This is a genomic window from Providencia sp. CIM-Carb-044 (genome assembly GCF_033901115.1).
In the GTDB taxonomy this organism is placed as follows: Bacteria; Pseudomonadota; Gammaproteobacteria; order Enterobacterales; family Enterobacteriaceae; genus Providencia; species Providencia hangzhouensis.
Map to the genome: position 1 here is coordinate 67,411 of NZ_JAXADV010000008.1, position 16,941 is coordinate 84,351.

16 protein-coding genes are annotated in these 16,941 nt (G+C 40.9%); 7 read left to right on the forward strand and 9 right to left on the reverse strand.

The annotated features are described in order from the left end of the window. Window positions 1–190 precede the first annotated feature (190 nt). A complete protein-coding gene (locus tag SJ312_RS15800) occupies window positions 191–1,210 on the reverse strand; it encodes a mechanosensitive ion channel family protein (protein WP_004260937.1) in 1,020 nt (339 codons plus the stop codon). A gap of 143 nt (window positions 1,211–1,353) precedes the next feature. On the opposite strand from SJ312_RS15800, the gene SJ312_RS15805 reads away from it, so the two are divergent. Continuing rightward, window positions 1,354–1,761, forward strand: a complete 408-nt coding sequence (locus tag SJ312_RS15805; protein ID WP_112307936.1) for a DUF2750 domain-containing protein — start codon at window positions 1,354–1,356, stop codon at window positions 1,759–1,761. Between the two features lie 35 nt (window positions 1,762–1,796). On the opposite strand, the gene SJ312_RS15810 is transcribed toward SJ312_RS15805, so the two are convergent. From SJ312_RS15810 to rbsK, 3 genes are all read right to left on the reverse strand, one after another. Beyond that, window positions 1,797–2,813, reverse strand: coding sequence for an aldose 1-epimerase family protein (locus tag SJ312_RS15810; protein ID WP_165119642.1), 1,017 nt, complete (start codon window positions 2,811–2,813; stop codon window positions 1,797–1,799). A 63-nt stretch (window positions 2,814–2,876) separates the two neighbouring features. After that, a complete protein-coding gene (gene fucP, locus SJ312_RS15815) occupies window positions 2,877–4,184 on the reverse strand; it encodes an L-fucose:H+ symporter permease (RefSeq protein ID WP_004260949.1) in 1,308 nt (435 codons plus the stop codon). Window positions 4,185–4,292: 108 nt separating this feature from the next. After that, window positions 4,293–5,222, reverse strand: coding sequence for a ribokinase (gene rbsK, locus SJ312_RS15820; protein ID WP_094961414.1), 930 nt, complete (start codon window positions 5,220–5,222; stop codon window positions 4,293–4,295). Between the two features lie 168 nt (window positions 5,223–5,390). Here rbsK and deoC point away from each other — a divergent pair, with 168 nt between their 5' ends. Continuing rightward, the gene (gene deoC / locus SJ312_RS15825) at window positions 5,391–6,059 is read left to right on the forward strand and encodes a deoxyribose-phosphate aldolase (protein ID WP_096864595.1); all 669 of its coding nucleotides are present in this window, start codon (window positions 5,391–5,393) and stop codon (window positions 6,057–6,059) included. A 55-nt stretch (window positions 6,060–6,114) separates the two neighbouring features. Next, window positions 6,115–6,894 carry a DNA-binding transcriptional repressor DeoR gene (gene deoR, locus SJ312_RS15830; protein ID WP_004260957.1) on the forward strand — a complete coding sequence of 260 codons (780 nt, stop codon included), beginning with the start codon at window positions 6,115–6,117 and terminating at the stop codon, window positions 6,892–6,894. Between the two features lie 42 nt (window positions 6,895–6,936). On the opposite strand, the gene rnz is transcribed toward deoR, so the two are convergent. Next, window positions 6,937–7,851, reverse strand: coding sequence for a ribonuclease Z (rnz, locus tag SJ312_RS15835; protein WP_319868073.1), 915 nt, complete (start codon window positions 7,849–7,851; stop codon window positions 6,937–6,939). A 234-nt stretch (window positions 7,852–8,085) separates the two neighbouring features. On the opposite strand from rnz, the gene SJ312_RS15840 reads away from it, so the two are divergent. Next, window positions 8,086–10,257, forward strand: coding sequence for an inverse autotransporter beta domain-containing protein (locus SJ312_RS15840; protein ID WP_319868074.1), 2,172 nt, complete (start codon window positions 8,086–8,088; stop codon window positions 10,255–10,257). An 88-nt stretch (window positions 10,258–10,345) separates the two neighbouring features. Here the strand turns inward: SJ312_RS15840 and rtcR are convergent, their stop codons facing one another. Next, on the reverse strand, window positions 10,346–11,929 hold the full coding sequence (gene rtcR, locus SJ312_RS15845; RefSeq protein WP_164564484.1) for an RNA repair transcriptional activator RtcR: 1,584 nt from the start codon (window positions 11,927–11,929) through the stop codon (window positions 10,346–10,348). A 485-nt stretch (window positions 11,930–12,414) separates the two neighbouring features. On the opposite strand from rtcR, the gene SJ312_RS15850 reads away from it, so the two are divergent. From SJ312_RS15850 to SJ312_RS15860, 3 genes are read left to right on the forward strand one after another with little or no spacing between them, the layout of a single operon-like run. Beyond that, window positions 12,415–13,533 carry a slipin family protein gene (locus SJ312_RS15850; protein WP_110592487.1) on the forward strand — a complete coding sequence of 373 codons (1,119 nt, stop codon included), beginning with the start codon at window positions 12,415–12,417 and terminating at the stop codon, window positions 13,531–13,533. A 2-nt stretch (window positions 13,534–13,535) separates the two neighbouring features. Next, the gene (locus SJ312_RS15855; protein ID WP_110592488.1) at window positions 13,536–14,762 is read left to right on the forward strand and encodes an RtcB family protein; all 1,227 of its coding nucleotides are present in this window, start codon (window positions 13,536–13,538) and stop codon (window positions 14,760–14,762) included. Window positions 14,763–14,786: 24 nt separating this feature from the next. Further along, entirely contained in the window at window positions 14,787–15,581 is a 795-nt protein-coding gene (locus SJ312_RS15860) for a nucleotidyltransferase domain-containing protein (protein WP_110592489.1), read from the forward strand. 98 nt (window positions 15,582–15,679) lie between these two features. Here the strand turns inward: SJ312_RS15860 and SJ312_RS15865 are convergent, their stop codons facing one another. The 3 genes from SJ312_RS15865 to SJ312_RS15875 all read right to left on the reverse strand — a co-directional run bounded on the left by SJ312_RS15865 (window position 15,680) and on the right by SJ312_RS15875 (window position 16,883). After that, complete coding sequence (locus tag SJ312_RS15865; RefSeq protein WP_110592490.1) at window positions 15,680–15,973, reverse strand: type II toxin-antitoxin system RelE/ParE family toxin; 294 nt, start codon at window positions 15,971–15,973, stop codon at window positions 15,680–15,682. Between the two features lie 2 nt (window positions 15,974–15,975). Then, window positions 15,976–16,245: a type II toxin-antitoxin system Phd/YefM family antitoxin gene (locus SJ312_RS15870; protein WP_110592491.1), complete on the reverse strand. Its 270-nt coding sequence runs from the start codon at window positions 16,243–16,245 to the stop codon at window positions 15,976–15,978. A gap of 182 nt (window positions 16,246–16,427) precedes the next feature. Beyond that, window positions 16,428–16,883 carry a DoxX family protein gene (locus SJ312_RS15875; RefSeq protein ID WP_004260983.1) on the reverse strand — a complete coding sequence of 152 codons (456 nt, stop codon included), beginning with the start codon at window positions 16,881–16,883 and terminating at the stop codon, window positions 16,428–16,430. Window positions 16,884–16,941 lie beyond the last annotated feature (58 nt).

Sequence of the window (16,941 nt, forward strand, 5' to 3'; positions counted from 1 at the left end):
AAGAAAAGAGGGCAAGATTTGGAAAGTCGAATATATTTTATAAGCCACTGGTTAATAGCATAAAAATTCTATCTCATCACACCCCACTCCCCCATACTTCAGGCCGTCATAAAGATAATAAAAAGATAAATTAACCAATTAACCCTGTGAACACCACAAATTAATCGGTCAATTTATCCGTAATGGGACGTTAGTTGTTTTTTTCCACATACAAAGTCTGTGATGGGAATGCAAAGTCAGCATCGTGGCGTTTAACTATCTCAATGATCTTCAAATACACCGCTTGCTGTGCGGCTAGCCATTCAGCCCAAACCGTTGTTTTGGTAAAGCAATACACCATAATATTTAACGAAGAGTCGGCAAAAGCATCGAAATAAACTAATAAGGTTTGGCTGGTATCGATATTCACATCTTGTTGTAACATCGTGCGGATATCATCGACAATAGCTCCAATTTTGTCTGAATCTTCGTAACGCAAACCAATTTCAGTTTTGATACGTCGGTTAGTCATGCGCCCCGGGTTTTCCACACTAATAGAAGAAAAAACCGAGTTGGGAATGTATAGCGGACGGTGGTCAAACGTAATAATTTTAGTGATCCGCCAGCCGATTTCAACCACCGTGCCTTCAATGTTTCTATCCGGTGAGCTGACCCAATCGCCAATATTGAAGGGCCGGTCAAAGTAGAGCATTAACCCAGAGAAAAAATTACTCAGGATATCTTTACCGGCCATACCGATAGCAATACCGCCAATCCCGCCAAACGCCATCAAACCAGAAAGGCTCATCCCAAAATGCTCGCCAAACAGCAGTACCATAATGACAAATATCGCTGTTTTAAACACGCGGGCAACAATACGTGCCGAAGTGGGGTCACTGCCTTTTTTAATCTGTGCTTTTTCTAGTCGGTTCGCTAGTTGGAACAGTTTTCGCATTAAAATCAATGCAATCAATGAGATGGTAATAAAATTAACCAGAGAAGTGGAAATAAAGGTTAAATCAAAATCTTTTGCGGCCATGTCTACATATTGAGCAATAACAATAACCACGCCACACAGCACAACAGTTTGAATCACATTGATCAAAATACTTTTACGCTTATGTTTATGCTTACGGCGTTTATGTACAATCTCAAAAGCTAAATAGATTGCGAGAAAAGTCGCAATTAAGGTCATACCAATCGCATATTTTTCAAGTAATGCTTCTATCATTTCTAACCGCCCTAAAATTTACCTGATAGATCTTATTTTTATTTGTTTTACTGTGTATTGTTTTTCGTTATCTTGTTATTAAGATAACAATTATAAAGATAATTTTCCCAATAATTATCAGGTACTTTTTAGATTATCCAATAATGAATAACAACCTATTTTCCCCAAATGATAAAGAAATAAAAAATGTCCATGCGCTTAGACCATACCAACAGTATAACTATTTTGTCGGTAAAATCGCTGACTGGGAACAGGTATGGAGCCTCGGTGATGGGAAAAATCTCGTTACCGCATGGAATGATGAAAAATGTCTTTTTCTCCCCCTATGGCCTGCCAAAGCATTTGTTGAGTTGTGTTTAACGGGTGAATGGGCAAATTTTACGCCAATACTATTTACCCTTAAACACCTGATGACAGAAATTCTGCCTGATATGCATGAAGCAAATATTAAGGTTGCATTGATGATGCAGTCTGATGGGGAAAAAACATTAGTTTATGATGCCGCGGCGCTTCTGCGCGATTTAGAAGAAGAATGTCAGCAATATGAGTAAAAGGCAGCAATGTGCTGCCTTTTTAAAGTAAAAAACTACTTTTCAACACCAGTAGTGACAGTAAATTCACGAGTTTGCCCTGCCTCTAACCAAATCAGTGTTTGGTTATTTTTCGCCGCAAGGAAACCTTCTGGACGACAAGTTGCAGGGAGTACAAATGCGCCAACTTTTTGGTCACCATTATACAAAATCCAACGAGTTGCATAATTTAGCTCATTAGATTTAAAACGCGTTACAAACGTATCTCCTGCGGGTGAAACCATTCTAAACTCAGGCGTTGCGGTATATTGGCTAAGATCATCCATAAAAAACACAATTTCAGGGTCACACATTTGTGGCTGATTAAGCTGATTTAATGTGACTTTGCCAGATTTCAACGCTTCATTAAATGCGAGCCATTTTTCAGTTGGCTGTACATGCCCCGGTATTGATTCACGCAATTTAATCGCATTTTCGGGGATATTTTGTGTCAATGTTGCATTCTCCACGTAAGCATAATTCATATGGCACATATATTGGAGAGGCATAGGCACCGATGCTAAATTGGTGACTGACATATGAATATCAAATAATGCACTATCTGAGTTTAATTGCACTGACGGTGTCGCACGATAATGATGACCAAAACCCATCACATACTCATATTCGCCGACGACTTTTAAACTTTCGCCAGTCAGTTCAAGCCAAGCGCTATCCATTGCTGCACAAGGCATTTCCCCATGTAATGGATGTGAATCTTCTGGAGAAGGGCAACCATTACTGATTAAACCTGAATGGAATGCAAAGCAACCGTAGGTTTCAACTACCGTTGGAACCAGTTTTGGCGCTGAAAACATATTTTCCATTTTCAGATTTTGGCCACAAAATTGTGCATCCCAAATCATTTGTCCTAAAAAAGGTAAAATCGTTAAATACCCTTGCTGATTTTCAATTCGTAGCCCTTCCACGCCAGTTTGGTAACGAAATGCAGTGGCAGTAAATTGGTTATTTTTTAAAATAAGCGTCGGGTTTTCCGTAAATAAGCTTTTGTGAAGAGGTATCAATGTATTCATTTTCATACTCACGGTTTAATAAGATAAATGGAATTGGGTAGCTCACACTACCCAATTTGAGCACTATTTTGCAGCTTGTTTGGCTTTAAAGCGGCGTTCACCAACGAAGTAAATACCGACATACACAAAGCACAGCATGGAAACGAGGAATGAAAGTTGTAATGAGTGCAGCATATCTGCGACATAGCCTTGAACGGCAGGAACAACCGCAGCACCGACAATCGCCATCACAATGACCGCCCCAGCCATTTCGGTATGCTCATTATCAACGGTATCCAAAGTACCTGCATAAATGGTTGCCCAGCAAGGTCCAAACAAAATACTCACCATGACCGCTGCATACACCGCAGTGAAACTCGGAATAAACGCAACATAAATCAGGAACAACGCCCCAATCACCGAGTAGATAATTAGGACTTTTTCTGCATTAAAGCGAGTCATTAGAATATTGGCGATAAACTTCCCAATAAAGAAACAGGCAAAGCTATACACCATAAAGTTTGAGGCATCGCGTTCGTTAATATCCCCCATCTCTAATGCGAGACGAATGGTAAATGACCACACAGCCACTTGCATACCGACATATAAAAATTGGGCAATAATTCCTTTTCTAAAGCGGCTATTTTTCGCTAAATATTTTAAGGTTTCTACCGCGGTTGGGCGTTTATGATCTTGAGTTTCTGCCACTTTACATTTAGGAAACTTGGTAATAAGGAATAAAATCATTACCACAACCAATACCATAATCATATAACGGTAAGGTTCGAGGGTATTTTCCAACATGGCTAAACGGAATTCATGAATTTGTTCCGCATTCATTCCTGCCATTTGGTTTTGTAAGCTATCCCCCTCGGAAAATACCAGATACTTACCTAGCAAGATCCCGCCCGCTGCGCCAATTGGGTAGAAAGTTTGGCTAATATTTAAACGCAATGTCGCGTATTGTTTAGGCCCTATCATTGAGCTATATGTATTTGCTGCGGTTTCAAGGAAGCTTAAACCAATCGCAATGGCGAAAATAGCTGCCAAGAACATGGTGTAAGTCGCCATATGAGACGCAGGGAAGAACATACTGCAACCCGCGATGTATAGGATCAGCCCCACCATAATGGCATATTTATAACTGGTTTTTTTGATCACTAACGACGCTGGAATAGCGATTAAGAAATAACCGCCATAGAATGCACTTTGCACTAAAGCAGAGGCGAAGTTACTGAGTTCAAAGACACTTTTAAACTGTGTGATTAAAATATCATTTAATGCTGCAGCACATCCCCATAATGGGAACAGACACGATAGTAGGATAAATTGGAATAGAGGAGTCTTACTCAGGTAGCCATCCGGTAACTGAGTGATGTTCTTAATGTTCATAGTAACCCTTATATTTTTATAATTTATACCCGATGAGTGGCTATGTGGCTCTGATGACCACTTAATTATTCAAAGGGTATATAGCTACGTTGGACTATTATTATTTAGCTATTCATTAGCTGTGTTGATTTGCACAAATTCATTAAATTGCTCAACACTTGGATAAGAAGATTGAGTCCCTTTCCCTGTCACACTGAAGGCCGAAAACATCACTGCTTTTTTCAGTGCTTCTTCAATATTCCCCGTATGGACATAGTAATGAGAGAAACAGCCGATAAAGGCATCCCCTGCACCACTGGTGTCAATGGCATTCACTTTAATTGCGGGTATATGTAACTCACTGTCGCGAGTCATCCATAGCGCCCCTTTATCGCCTAATGTCACAATGACATTTTTTAACCCTTTATCCAGCAAAGACTGTGCGGCGCGACGAATGTTATCCATCGTGTCTACTGGCATATTGGTTAAAATTTCTAATTCCGTTTCATTAGGTACAAAGAAATCACATCGGCAAGCAAAATCGAGATCGAGCGTTCGTTGCGCTGGAGCGGGGTTAAGCAACACAGGGATCCCATGTTTATTGCCGAATGAAATTGCGTGATAAACCGTCTCAAGCTGGACTTCTAATTGCAGGACGATCAATTTACATTTTTTCAGATCTTCCGCTGCGCGATCGATATCTTCAGGTGATAAAAATTTATTCGCCCCTTTGACGATCAAAATGCTATTTGATGAATTTTGATTAACAAAAATAGGCGCGACACCACTTGAGGTACAAGGTACTTTTTCCACATAACGAGTGTTAATACCGTAAGACTCAAGATTGCGGATCGTATTATCTGCAAAAATATCATCGCCGACTTTGGTTAACATGATCACTTTTGAATTTAACTTAGCAGCAGCAACCGCTTGGTTCGCACCTTTACCACCGCAACCAATTTTGAAAGCTGGCGCTTCTAACGTTTCACCTTCTTTTGGCATTTGATCGATATAAGTGATCAAATCAACCATGTTTGAACCAATAACTGCTATATCCATAATGTCCCTCGTGTTAAATAAATCACATAATGATATGATAGTAACATTATCATGTTGCAAAAATATCATTTGTGATTAGGATCTCGAATAACGAATGATCAAGTGTTATATCTACCACATTTCCTCATTCTTTGTTGTCTATCCCACATTTATATAGGAAAGTTGAAAATGCAAGACTTAGCAAAATATATTGATCACACTTTACTTGCTGCGAATGCGACTGTCAGCGATATTACTAAACTGTGTACGGAAGCTGCTGAACACCATTTTGCCTCTGTATGTGTGAACACAGGTTATGTTCCTTTAGCCAGCGAACTTTTAAAAAACAGCGACGTTAAAGTTTGCTGTGTGGTAGGCTTTCCACTAGGGGCATGCTTAACTGAAGCCAAAGCATTTGAAGCCGCAGAAGCTGTCCGCCGTGGCGCTGATGAGGTCGATATGGTTATCAACATTGGCATGCTAAAAAGTGGCGACTTAGACTTTGTCCGTCGTGATATCGAAGCGGTATTTGCAGCTTGCGGCAAAGCAACATTAAAAGTTATTTTAGAAAACTGCCTATTAACTGATGAAGAAATTACACAAGTTTGTGAAATTTGCCGCACAATTAAAGTCGGTTTTGTGAAAACTTCAACAGGTTTCAGTACAATGGGTGCAACAGAGCACCATGTCGCCCTGATGCGTAAAGTGGTTGGTGATGAAGTCGGTGTAAAAGCCTCCGGTGGTGTGCGTGACCGTGAAACCGCAATTAAAATGATTGAAGCTGGCGCAAACCGTGTAGGTGCCAGCGCGAGTGTAGCAATTGTCACAGGAACGGCGACCAAGCCGAGTGACTACTAAGTGATGGGGCGCGGTCTAACCGCGCCAATTTTGTGCATTTAAAAAGGATTGTAGGGTGATAGAAACTAAACAAAAAGAACGCCTTCGCCGTTTAAGTGAATGTTTAAAACGTTCAGGACGCATTCATTTAAAAGAAGCCGCTAGAATACTCGAAGTTTCAGAGATGACTATCCGACGAGATCTCAGCGCAGACACAGAAGGCCCCATTCCTATGTCACTCCTTGGCGGCTATATTGTTTCTGTTACCCAACCAGCCAACTTAGCTACCCAAGAGCCGCAAGCCGATGTTTTTACCCCTGACCAAACCGAAGAATTATATATCCCTAATCTTGCCGCTAGTATGGTGACAGAAGATGATGTGATTTTCTTTGATAATGGCATTGAAATGGCCACCTTGATTTCACTCATCCCCGAAGAGATTAATTTCACTGGCATTTGTTACTCACATAACGTTTTTCTCGCCCTTAGCCAAAAGAAAAATGCCACCGCACTTTTATGTGGTGGGGAGTATCGCCCTAAAAGTGATTCTTTTTACAACCCTTCACTCCCTTCATTACTTGATTCAATCAACCCTAAAAAAGCCTTTATTTCAGCGGCTGGCGTGCACGGAAATTTTGGCGTAACTTGCTATAATCTCGATGATTTACCAATGAAGAAAAAAGCGATGGAAAAATCTATCCGTAAGATTTTACTCGCCCCTTATAACCTGTTCGATGAAGTCGCGACCGCCAATATGGGGGAATTATCACAATTTGATGTGATAGTCACAAATAGGCAGCTTTCTGATGAATATGAAACATATTGCCGTAATGGCTTTGTGAAAGTAATTTATTAAAATCGCCAATAGATTTAGCGGACAATATCTTGCCCGCTAACATTAAATCTTCACGGTTAAATAGTCTTCTGCGATTTCTGTTGCAGGGAACACCGATTGGCACTCTGCAAGCAATCTTGGTATATCTTCGCTCACGTAGCGACCACTAATATGGGTAGCGATAAAACGCTTAACCCCTGCCGCGCGTGCTAGCTCAGCCGCTTGTACCGTAGTCGAGTGGCCACGCTCATTGGCTTTTTGAGCAAATTCAGCCTCTAAGGTGGTTTCATGGATCATCACATCGGCATTTCTCGCAAGCTCCAGTGCTTGTTCTGTTGGTTGAGTATCACCAAAAATCGCAACGACTTTACCGGGAATAGGCTCACCAAGGTAATCAGCCCCATTCACGACTCGCCCATCATCAAGAACAATGGTTTCACCCGCTTTAAGCGCTTGCATCCAAGGGCCGCGAGGAATATTGTCATTGGCTAATTTGACTGCGTCTAATGCACCACTTTTTGGATGTTCTTCAATACGATAGCCGTAGCACTCAACACGGTGGTCAAGAGCATAAGCCGTCACAATTAACTCCCCATCATCAAATAACTGCCCAGCTTCAATTTCAACGATTTCCAACGGGTATGTCATATAAGACACACTCACGGCTAATACCGTTTCAATATAGTGTTTTAACCCTTTTGGACCATAAACAGTCAGTAGGTCTGTTGCCCCACCCATTGAGCGGCTACATAACAAACTGGGGAGACCAAAAATATGGTCGCCATGTAAATGGGTAATAAATATTTTCTCAATTTTTGGCGTTTTAAATGGGCTATTTAAAATGCGATGTTGTGTCCCTTCTCCACAATCAAATAACCAGTAGCTTTTACGGATACCGACTAAATTTAATATCATACTGGTGACATTGCGCTCTTTTGTCGGCACCCCAGCACTGGTTCCTAAAAATGTTAACTCCATAACTTCCTCATCTAATTTGTTGTTTTTATTATGGTAAGATTTTTTCCAATAAAAAAATCATTTATTTTAATCTGTATAGTATTCCGTATTTTTTGATTATCAACCAAAGCCAGTTATTCCAAATATTTCCAATATACAAATCGTATTTCCATATTCATCCGATCAATTCACAAGCACTGATCATTGTCTGCCCTGAAAATAGCAATATTAATGTTGATATCAGGAATATGTTCGATGAATCCCCCTTCGTCAAAATTGAAACCTAAACTACCGAACAGTTTGCTCCTCTCTACGGCAATTTGGTCTACGGCTATTTTGCCAATGGTGCCAAGTTATGCCCAAATCGTCCATTTAGACGATTTACCTACACTCGGTGGTCAGGCCATTCAATTTGAAGGAACCCAACCTGAAGATAGTACTGAACGTTTTTTAGCGGAATATGGACAAAATGCCGCAAACTTTGCTTCTGAAGAAAAAAACACCAAAAATCTGGCAGATATGGCACAAGATTACGCTCGCCATAAAGCCGCAAATAATATGGCGACGGATGAAATAACACATTGGTTATCCAAAGCCGGTAATGCCAGGCTAAATATTAATCTCGATAAAAAATTGTCAATTAAGACATCTCAATTAGATTGGTTAGTACCTTGGTATGAACAACAAGATTTGTTGTTATTTTCTCAGCACAGTATTCACCGTACTGATGGCCGGCTACAGACCAATAACGGTATTGGTTTACGTCATTTCCAACAAAATAGCATGATAGGGGTAAATGCTTTCTTTGATCATGATTTATCCCATTACCATTCGCGCTTAGGGCTTGGTGTGGAATATGCTCAAGATTACGTTCGAATGAGTGCGAATAGCTATTTGGGACTATCGACTTGGCGCAGTGCATCCGAATTAGCCGATGATTATAACGCACGCCCCGCCAACGGCTGGGATATTCAACTTGAAGGTTGGCTACCCACGTATGCGAATTTAGGTGCGAACCTAAAACTGGAACAATATTACGGAGATGACGTCGCTTTATTTGGCAAAAATGAGCGCCAGAAAGACCCAATGGCGGCTACCGTCGGCGTCAATTGGTCTCCATTTCCTCTGCTCGCAATAAATGCAGAACATAAAATAGGCAATAGTGGAACAAATGAGACAAATGCTAAAGTGGCGTTTAATTGGTTGCTAGGAAGGAGCTTAGCGCAACATCTTGATACTTCGGCGGTAGCGGCCACTCGCCATATTTCCACCAATCGCTATGATTTTATTAATCGTAACAACAATATTGTGTTGGAGTACCAAAAGAAAAGCTTAATTTCATTATCATTACCGAAAGTTATTCAGGGTATGACAGGAGAAGAACTTTCTATTATCCGCAATTTAACCACGAAATACCCGCTAGAAAAAATAGTGATAGAATCCCCTGAATTGATAGCCGCTGGGGGGGAAATACACCTTAATGGCAGAGAAAGTTCAGTAAAACTACCGTCTTATAAAATTGCCAATCATTCATTTAAAAACTCACAACTCAATCTTTATCGCTTAACCGTGACGGCTTATGACACTAATGGAAATGTCTCACCACAAGCAGAAACGTTAATTGAAGTTACCAACACAGGCGCTCTCACTATCACCCATAAGAATACCGCAAAAAGAAATAATGCTGTCGCTGATGGTAAAGACACAAATATATTCACTGTAGTAATTAAAGATACTCTTGGCCACCCAGTACCCAATGCGAAAGTCAATTTCACATTGCCTGCAAATCTTAATTCTATTAATCAAAAAAATACGGGATATTATTCATTACTTAATCATTTTATGTGGAAGGCTCAGGCAGAAAAATCAGTTTCTGACCAATCCCATAACATCATCGCTAACAGTAAAGGTGAAGCTTCCATTCAATTTACTAGTTTGGTATCAGGAAGTTATGCAATAAAAGCAAATATTGAGCATGGTACAGAAATTAATGAAATATATAACTTTAAATCCGATATTAGCCAGTCATTTATTGGTAGCGTCGATATCATTCAAAACAATGCAGTGGCAGATGGGATCAGTAAAAACAAAATTAAACTGCATATTGTGAATAATAGCCGACAAAGCATCGCAGGAGCACACGTTCACTTTGAAGCAGCAAATGCCATTATCTCACCAATTAAATTGACTGATGAATATGGAAATACAGAATTAGAAATCAGCAGCTTAGTCGAAGGTTCTATAAATATCATTGCCACCCTGAATGGCGATAGTCGAACAATACAAGTTAACTTTCTAAGGGATGGATCTGCGATAAATATTCAGCCGAGTATTGGGACTCTTTTTAAATCTACAGTAAATGAGAAAAATAGTCCTACACGCACACCGTTAAGTTTGCTAAGGGAGCTATTTCAAAATATGGGATAACACTGCTAACAATAAAATAGACTTAATTTAACTGCTCTTTCAGCGTCACAATTTGCCCCTTAATAGGGGCTTTCTACTATAAATTTTTTCAACCGTTCCCCTTCAACCCATCCCAATCCAACCCAAATTTAGCGAGATACTTTCGCAGCCTATCTGCATCATTGGGCTGTTTTTTATGTTGCCGCGAAACGGCAAACAGCTCACGCCCCGCTTCGGAAAGGGTAGATGAACGGCGACAAACTTCCAGCACTGTTGCCAGCTGTTGCTGGTCGAATAAATCAATTTCACCAATTTGCTTTGGTAATGTATTGGTTGATTTTGACTGCCATTGGGCTTGCAAACGGCCAATTTCTTCTTCGGCCACCGCTTTAGTAATACGCCCGCGTTCGGCAAACGTTGCCATCCGGCTAATGGATGCACCCAACTCACGAAAATTGCCACGCCACAGGGCCTGAGAGGAACAGGCAAACTTCACATACACATTGCGAGCTTCGCTATCAAAACGAATTTGGCTTTGTTGCTCTTGGCAAAATTTGGCTAATTCATAATCAATATTCGGTTCGATGTCTTCACGGCGGTCACGCAAGCCCGGTAACGCAAACGTCCACATATTGATACGGGCAAATAGGTCTTCACGAAATTTGCCCTCCTCCACTTGCTGCGCCAAATTACGGTGAGTCCCTGCAATTAATTGAAAATCACTGTGAATTTCTTCATCTGAACCATAAGGGAAAAAGCTTTTTTCTTCGATGGCTTTCAATAGCATTGCTTGCTCATCTAGCCCAAGTTCCGCAATTTCATCGAGAAATAAAATACCGCCATCCGCTTCTTTCAGTAACCCACGCCTTGGGTTGATTGCCCCTGTGAATGCCCCTTTTACATGGCCAAACAGCGTTGACATAGCGTTATCACCACGCAAGGTAGCGCAGTTTACTTCCACAAAGCGCCCTTTAACTTGGTGGCGACTTTCACGTAGTTGATAAATTCGCCGAGCTAAGAAAGACTTCCCCGCCCCCGTTGGCCCATTGAGTAAAATTGGGGCTTTAGAGCGTAGTGCGACGCGTTCGATTTGCTCAATCATGGTATTAAATGCCGCGTTGCGGGTGGCAATACCCGATTTTAAAAACGAAACCTGCTGTTGCTGCTCTGTTTGGAAACGGCTGGTGATATGGGTATAACGGCTTAAATCAAGGTCAATCACGGTATGAATGCCGATAGGGTCTTTTTCTCGCCCTTTTTGGCTCGGTGAAGTTTGAATTAATTTGGCTGGTAAATAATGAGCTTCCGTTAATAAAAACCAACAGATTTGCACCACATGGGTACCCGTAGTGATATGTACAAGATACTCTTCATTATCAGTATCAAATTGATAATGCGAAGAAAAATCCAGTAATGAGGTATAAACCTCTTCAAAATCCCACGGGTCAGCAATATCCACCTCATGCAGTACCACTTCCGTATTGGGAGAAGCTTGTTCAATATCCTCTTTCACCCGGTGCGCCATGCCATAGTCATTCACCTGATGCAGTAATTCAAAACGACCAATATCCAAATCAGGCTGTTGGCAAAGACCAACCGTTGGCCGCCATTTTGTCCAGCGATTGGCTTTTTTGCCTCTTCTATCGAGTACTGTGCCCAATACACCAATCACAACCTTACGTTTCTTGCTCATAGTATTTATATAAATTTATAAGTTACGATATAAAAAGATAATAAATAGCATAATCCATTTACCACGCCAATGTTACCCACTTTTCTCTTAATATTATTTTTTACTTATTTTTCAATGCAGTAAAATTATTTATTTCATTTTTAAAAAAGTTGGCACGCTTCTGGCAATACTATATTCATCCACTGCCGGAAATTGTATGAACTGCAAGTTCAACCGGTGCAGACATGGTGACTTAGCCACTACATGGTCTGTATGCCGCCGTCAGGAAGATACCTTGGTAATAGCCTAGCTATCAGGTTCGACTCCTGAAAAAAATACAAATCCAACTGTATAAAACTAAGCAGAAGTTAAGCTTAAAACCGCCACTCGAGAGCTTTGCCGAGTGATGAGCAGAAATTTAGACAGCCAATTTTGGCACTCTACTTTTCCCCTCACCACTTCGCTTTTTTCTTCAGTGCCGGATAAATATTGAAAAAGGAAAAATAATGAAAAAAATAAATATCGCTCAAGGACAAATCGCACTAACCTCAAAAAATGGGGATTTTAAACAATTACTGACTGCGGGTGAGCACCATTTAAACGATTGGTTCAATCGATTGACTGTGTCATTGTTCACACTTGATAACGAACCTATTGATGAAAAACTAGCAGACCACTTACGCCAATTTCACCCTGATTGGGTTGATGACCACTGTATTGACATCGCTTTGACTGATGACGAGATTGGTTTTATTTACTTGCACAATAGTTTGACAGAAATATTGCCACCAGCGACCCGTCGGTTGTATTGGAAAAATGGCAATAATTTAAAAGTGGAGCCGCAGTCGCTAGAAAATAGCGTTATTGACTCTGCATTCGTTGCACGTCTGATGGGTAAAAAACGCATTAAAGGCAATGAGTTGGCCTTGATTAGCCAAGTACCTGCATGGCATGTCGGTATGTTAAAAATTGATGGTGAGATACAAGATTTATTACAACCGGGAACTTACGGTTATTGGAAAATCAACCACAAACCGGAAGTTGAGATAATAGACACCCGTTTACAATCATTAGAAATTAGCGGACAAGAGATTTTAACCAAAGACAAAGTCACATTACGCATCAACCTGTGCGCCAACTGGCGCTATCACGATATTTTACTGGCGTTCTCAAAATTGAGTCAGCCTGTAGAGCATTTATATCGTGAATTGCAGTTTTCAATACGAGAAATCGTGGGGACTCGAACCTTAGATGAACTATTAGAAAACAAACAATTAGTCGATGAGCTGATGTTAGCTCAAGTCGCGCAATGCGTGGTTGAATTTGGCCTAGAAATTGACAGTATCGGTGTAAAAGACATCATTTTGCCGGGAGATATGCGCACTATTTTATCCCAAGTCGTTGAAGCCGAAAAATCGGCACAAGCTAACGTGATCCGCCGCCGCGAAGAAACTGCCGCGACTCGTTCACTGTTAAATACCGCAAAAGTAATGGAAAACAACCCGGTTGCATTGCGTTTAAAAGAACTTGAGACCTTAGAAAGTATCGCACATCGAATCGACCAAATTTCCGTTTACGGTGGATTAGATCAAGTATTAAACGGATTGGTAAAAATTAAGGAATAACAATGAATAACAATAAATTTAATCAATTAATTCAAGAAAATGGCGTGCCGGTAAAAATGTGGACCAACGGCGTGCCTGTAGACCCGAAAGCGGTAACACAACTACAAAACACCGCTAAAATGCCGTTTATTTTTAAGCACCTTGCGGTAATGCCTGATGTACACGTTGGGAAAGGTTCGACGATTGGAAGTGTGATACCAACCAAAGGGGCCATTATTCCTGCGGCAGTCGGCGTGGATATTGGTTGTGGAATGATTGCCGTGCGAACGTCCTTAACCGCATCGGATTTGCCGGATAGCTTGCAAAACATCCGTTTTGCTATTGAGTCGGCGGTTCCGCACGGTCGAACTACACATCGACATGGACGTGATAAAGGGGCTTGGCATCGTACACCAGATATTGTCGATACCCACTGGGCACACTTGGATGAAGAGTTCAAACGTATCTGTGATAAGTACCCAAAACTGCGTGGAACCAATCATTACAACCACTTAGGAACATTGGGAACGGGAAACCACTTTATTGAACTGTGTTTGGATGAACAAGACCGCGTGTGGGTAATGCTACATAGCGGGTCACGTGGTGTAGGAAACGCGATTGGTAATCTGTTTATCACATTAGCGCAAAAAGATATGCAACAGCATATCGCCAATTTGCCGGATAGAGACCTCGCGTATTTCGAAGAAGGAAGCGTGCATTTTAATGACTATATGGAAGCGGTAGGTTGGGCGCAGGACTTTGCTCGCCATAACCGTGAAGTGATGATGCACCGCGTTCTGGAAGCACTATCACGCGAAATTCCAAAACCGTTTATCACAGAGCAAGAAGCCGTAAATTGCCATCATAACTATGTGCAAAAAGAGCAGCACTTTGGTGAAGAAGTACTGGTAACCCGAAAAGGTGCCGTGTCGGCTCGAAAAGGCCAAATGGGGATCATTCCAGGGTCTATGGGAGCCAAAAGTTTTATCGTGCGCGGTTTAGGTGACGAAGAAAGTTTTTGCTCCTGTAGCCACGGTGCAGGCCGTGTAATGAGCCGAACAGAGGCCAAAAAACGTTTCTCAGTCAGCGACCAAAAAATGGCGACCGCCCATGTTGAGTGCCGAAAAGATAGTGATGTGATTGACGAAATACCGATGGCGTACAAAGACATCGACGCAGTAATGGCTGCGCAATCATCATTAGTAGAAATTGTTCATACCCTACGCCAAGTGGTGTGTGTGAAGGGTTAAAGATAAAAAGTAACAGGAGAAAGCATGGAAACTGACCATGAAAGTGTATCCGTGCTGATGAAAGAACGGATAGGTAAAACACTCAAAGAAATAGAAGAAACTCATCACGTTAAAATATTATTTGCGTGTGAGTCTGGAAGTCGCGGTTGGGGCTTTGCCTCCCGCGACAGCGACTATGATGTTCGATTTATCTATGTTCACAAACTTGATTGGTACCTAACACTGGATAAAAAACGCGATGTGATAGAAAAACCGATTGATGATGAGCTAGATGTGTCGGGTTGGGAACTGTCCAAGGCATTGAAATTAATGCGTAACTCAAACCCTGCATTAATAGAGTGGTTGCATTCACCCATTGTTTATTTTAAGGATGAGGCATTTTTTACTCAACTGGAGCAACTGGCTGCGCAATTTTATTCACCATTAAAATCACGCTATCACTATTTATCAATAAGTAAGCGTAATTTACATACTGACTTTAAAAGTGAGTGCGTTAAACTGAAAAAATACCTTTATCTGCTGCGTGCGATATTAGCCCTGCGTTGGATAGAAGTAAGCAAGAGTATGCCACCAATGGCATTTTCTGAATTAGTCGCGGCCACAGTTACCGATAACAAGGTACTTGCAGAGATAGATGAATTGCTGGTTATTAAGCACCAAGCGGTTGAAAGTGATTATGGTGCGAGGCGCCCAGCTATTGATAAGCTCGTTCTGGAAGTCATAGCCAATGCAGAACGCATGCAATTTCCTGAGCCCGCTTGCCGTGACAGCCGATTATTAGACGAGTTCTTGCGTACAATTGTGCTAGCAACTAATTGACTATCATGATTAAAAAAAGACCATCAGAACATTTTTGATGGTCTTTTTCTTTAATAATATTAAATAATTAACAATAAAGCTTATTGCCACCTAGATTTTTATAAATGAGAGTTTGGATCCTGTGTATGATGTAATACCGCCAGCACTTCAATGCCTTCAAGCGCTTTTCGATAATAAATAATATGGCTTTCAACAGGGAAGCTAAAGACGCCCAAATACAAATCTTCACTACGATCACGACCAAGGGATGGCTGTCGGGCAAGTATGTCTGTCATTGTTACTCGTAATGAGTTAGCATAAGCTTCGGCAACATTAACTCCCCAACGACGCATAGAATAAAGCTTGATTGAGCGGATATGCTCTCTTGCTTTATGAGTAAACCTAACGCTCATCCTTAAGCCTTATTTTCAAGTTCGTCCATGGTTAGCGGGGCAAATACATCATCAATGCTATGAAATTCACCGCGTTCTGCTTGTGCAATAGACTCCGCCAAAACCGTTTTTAGGCTCTGTAATTTTAATTGCATAAGCTGGTCATATTCGTCCGGAGAAATAACAACAGCAACACGTTTACCGTGCTTGCTTATTTCAACAGGTGCACGTTGAACTTTCATCAATAAATCACCAAATTGATTTTTAGCAACTTGTGCTGAGATAGTTTCCATACATCACCTACAATATAAAGTAGCTTGAATATCCATTATAGCTAAAATGGCTTAAACTAGCAATATTTCAAAAATATCGTTCATCTTGAAACGACCATTTTTTAGACAAAAAAAAAAGACCATCAGAACATTTTTGATGGTCTTTTTTCAAAGGCAATGTCAAACACGAAAGAAAAACGGATTTATCGCCAGTTCGGGTTTTTGATAATGGAATATTTACCCGCACCTAAAAATGCCAATGCAATACCACTCAAGAAGAAATACACGATACTTTCAATCGCCCATGCGCCTGTTTTATCAAGCACGAATGTTTTATCTAGCCCAATCATCAGCCATGCAATCACCATAGTGAAGGCAACTAATAATGCAGATGGGCGAGTTAAAATCCCTAAAATAATGAAAATAGGCGCAACAACTTCACCTAAAATTGTTCCATAAGCGATAAATTCAGGTAAGCCATAAGAAGCTAGCAGCGCTTTAATACCACTCGCCCCTGTCATTAATTTACTCATACCATGAAATAACATGAGCCCACCGACGGAAAGACGCAATAACAACCTGCCAGCATCTTCATGGGACAACAAACGATTTAATAAATTGACCACTTTATACCCCCTATGGATATCCAAAAACATCATTAAGTAGTATGACTTAAAAATGCATTATGGCTTAGAAAGGTAAAGTAAGAATCATTTT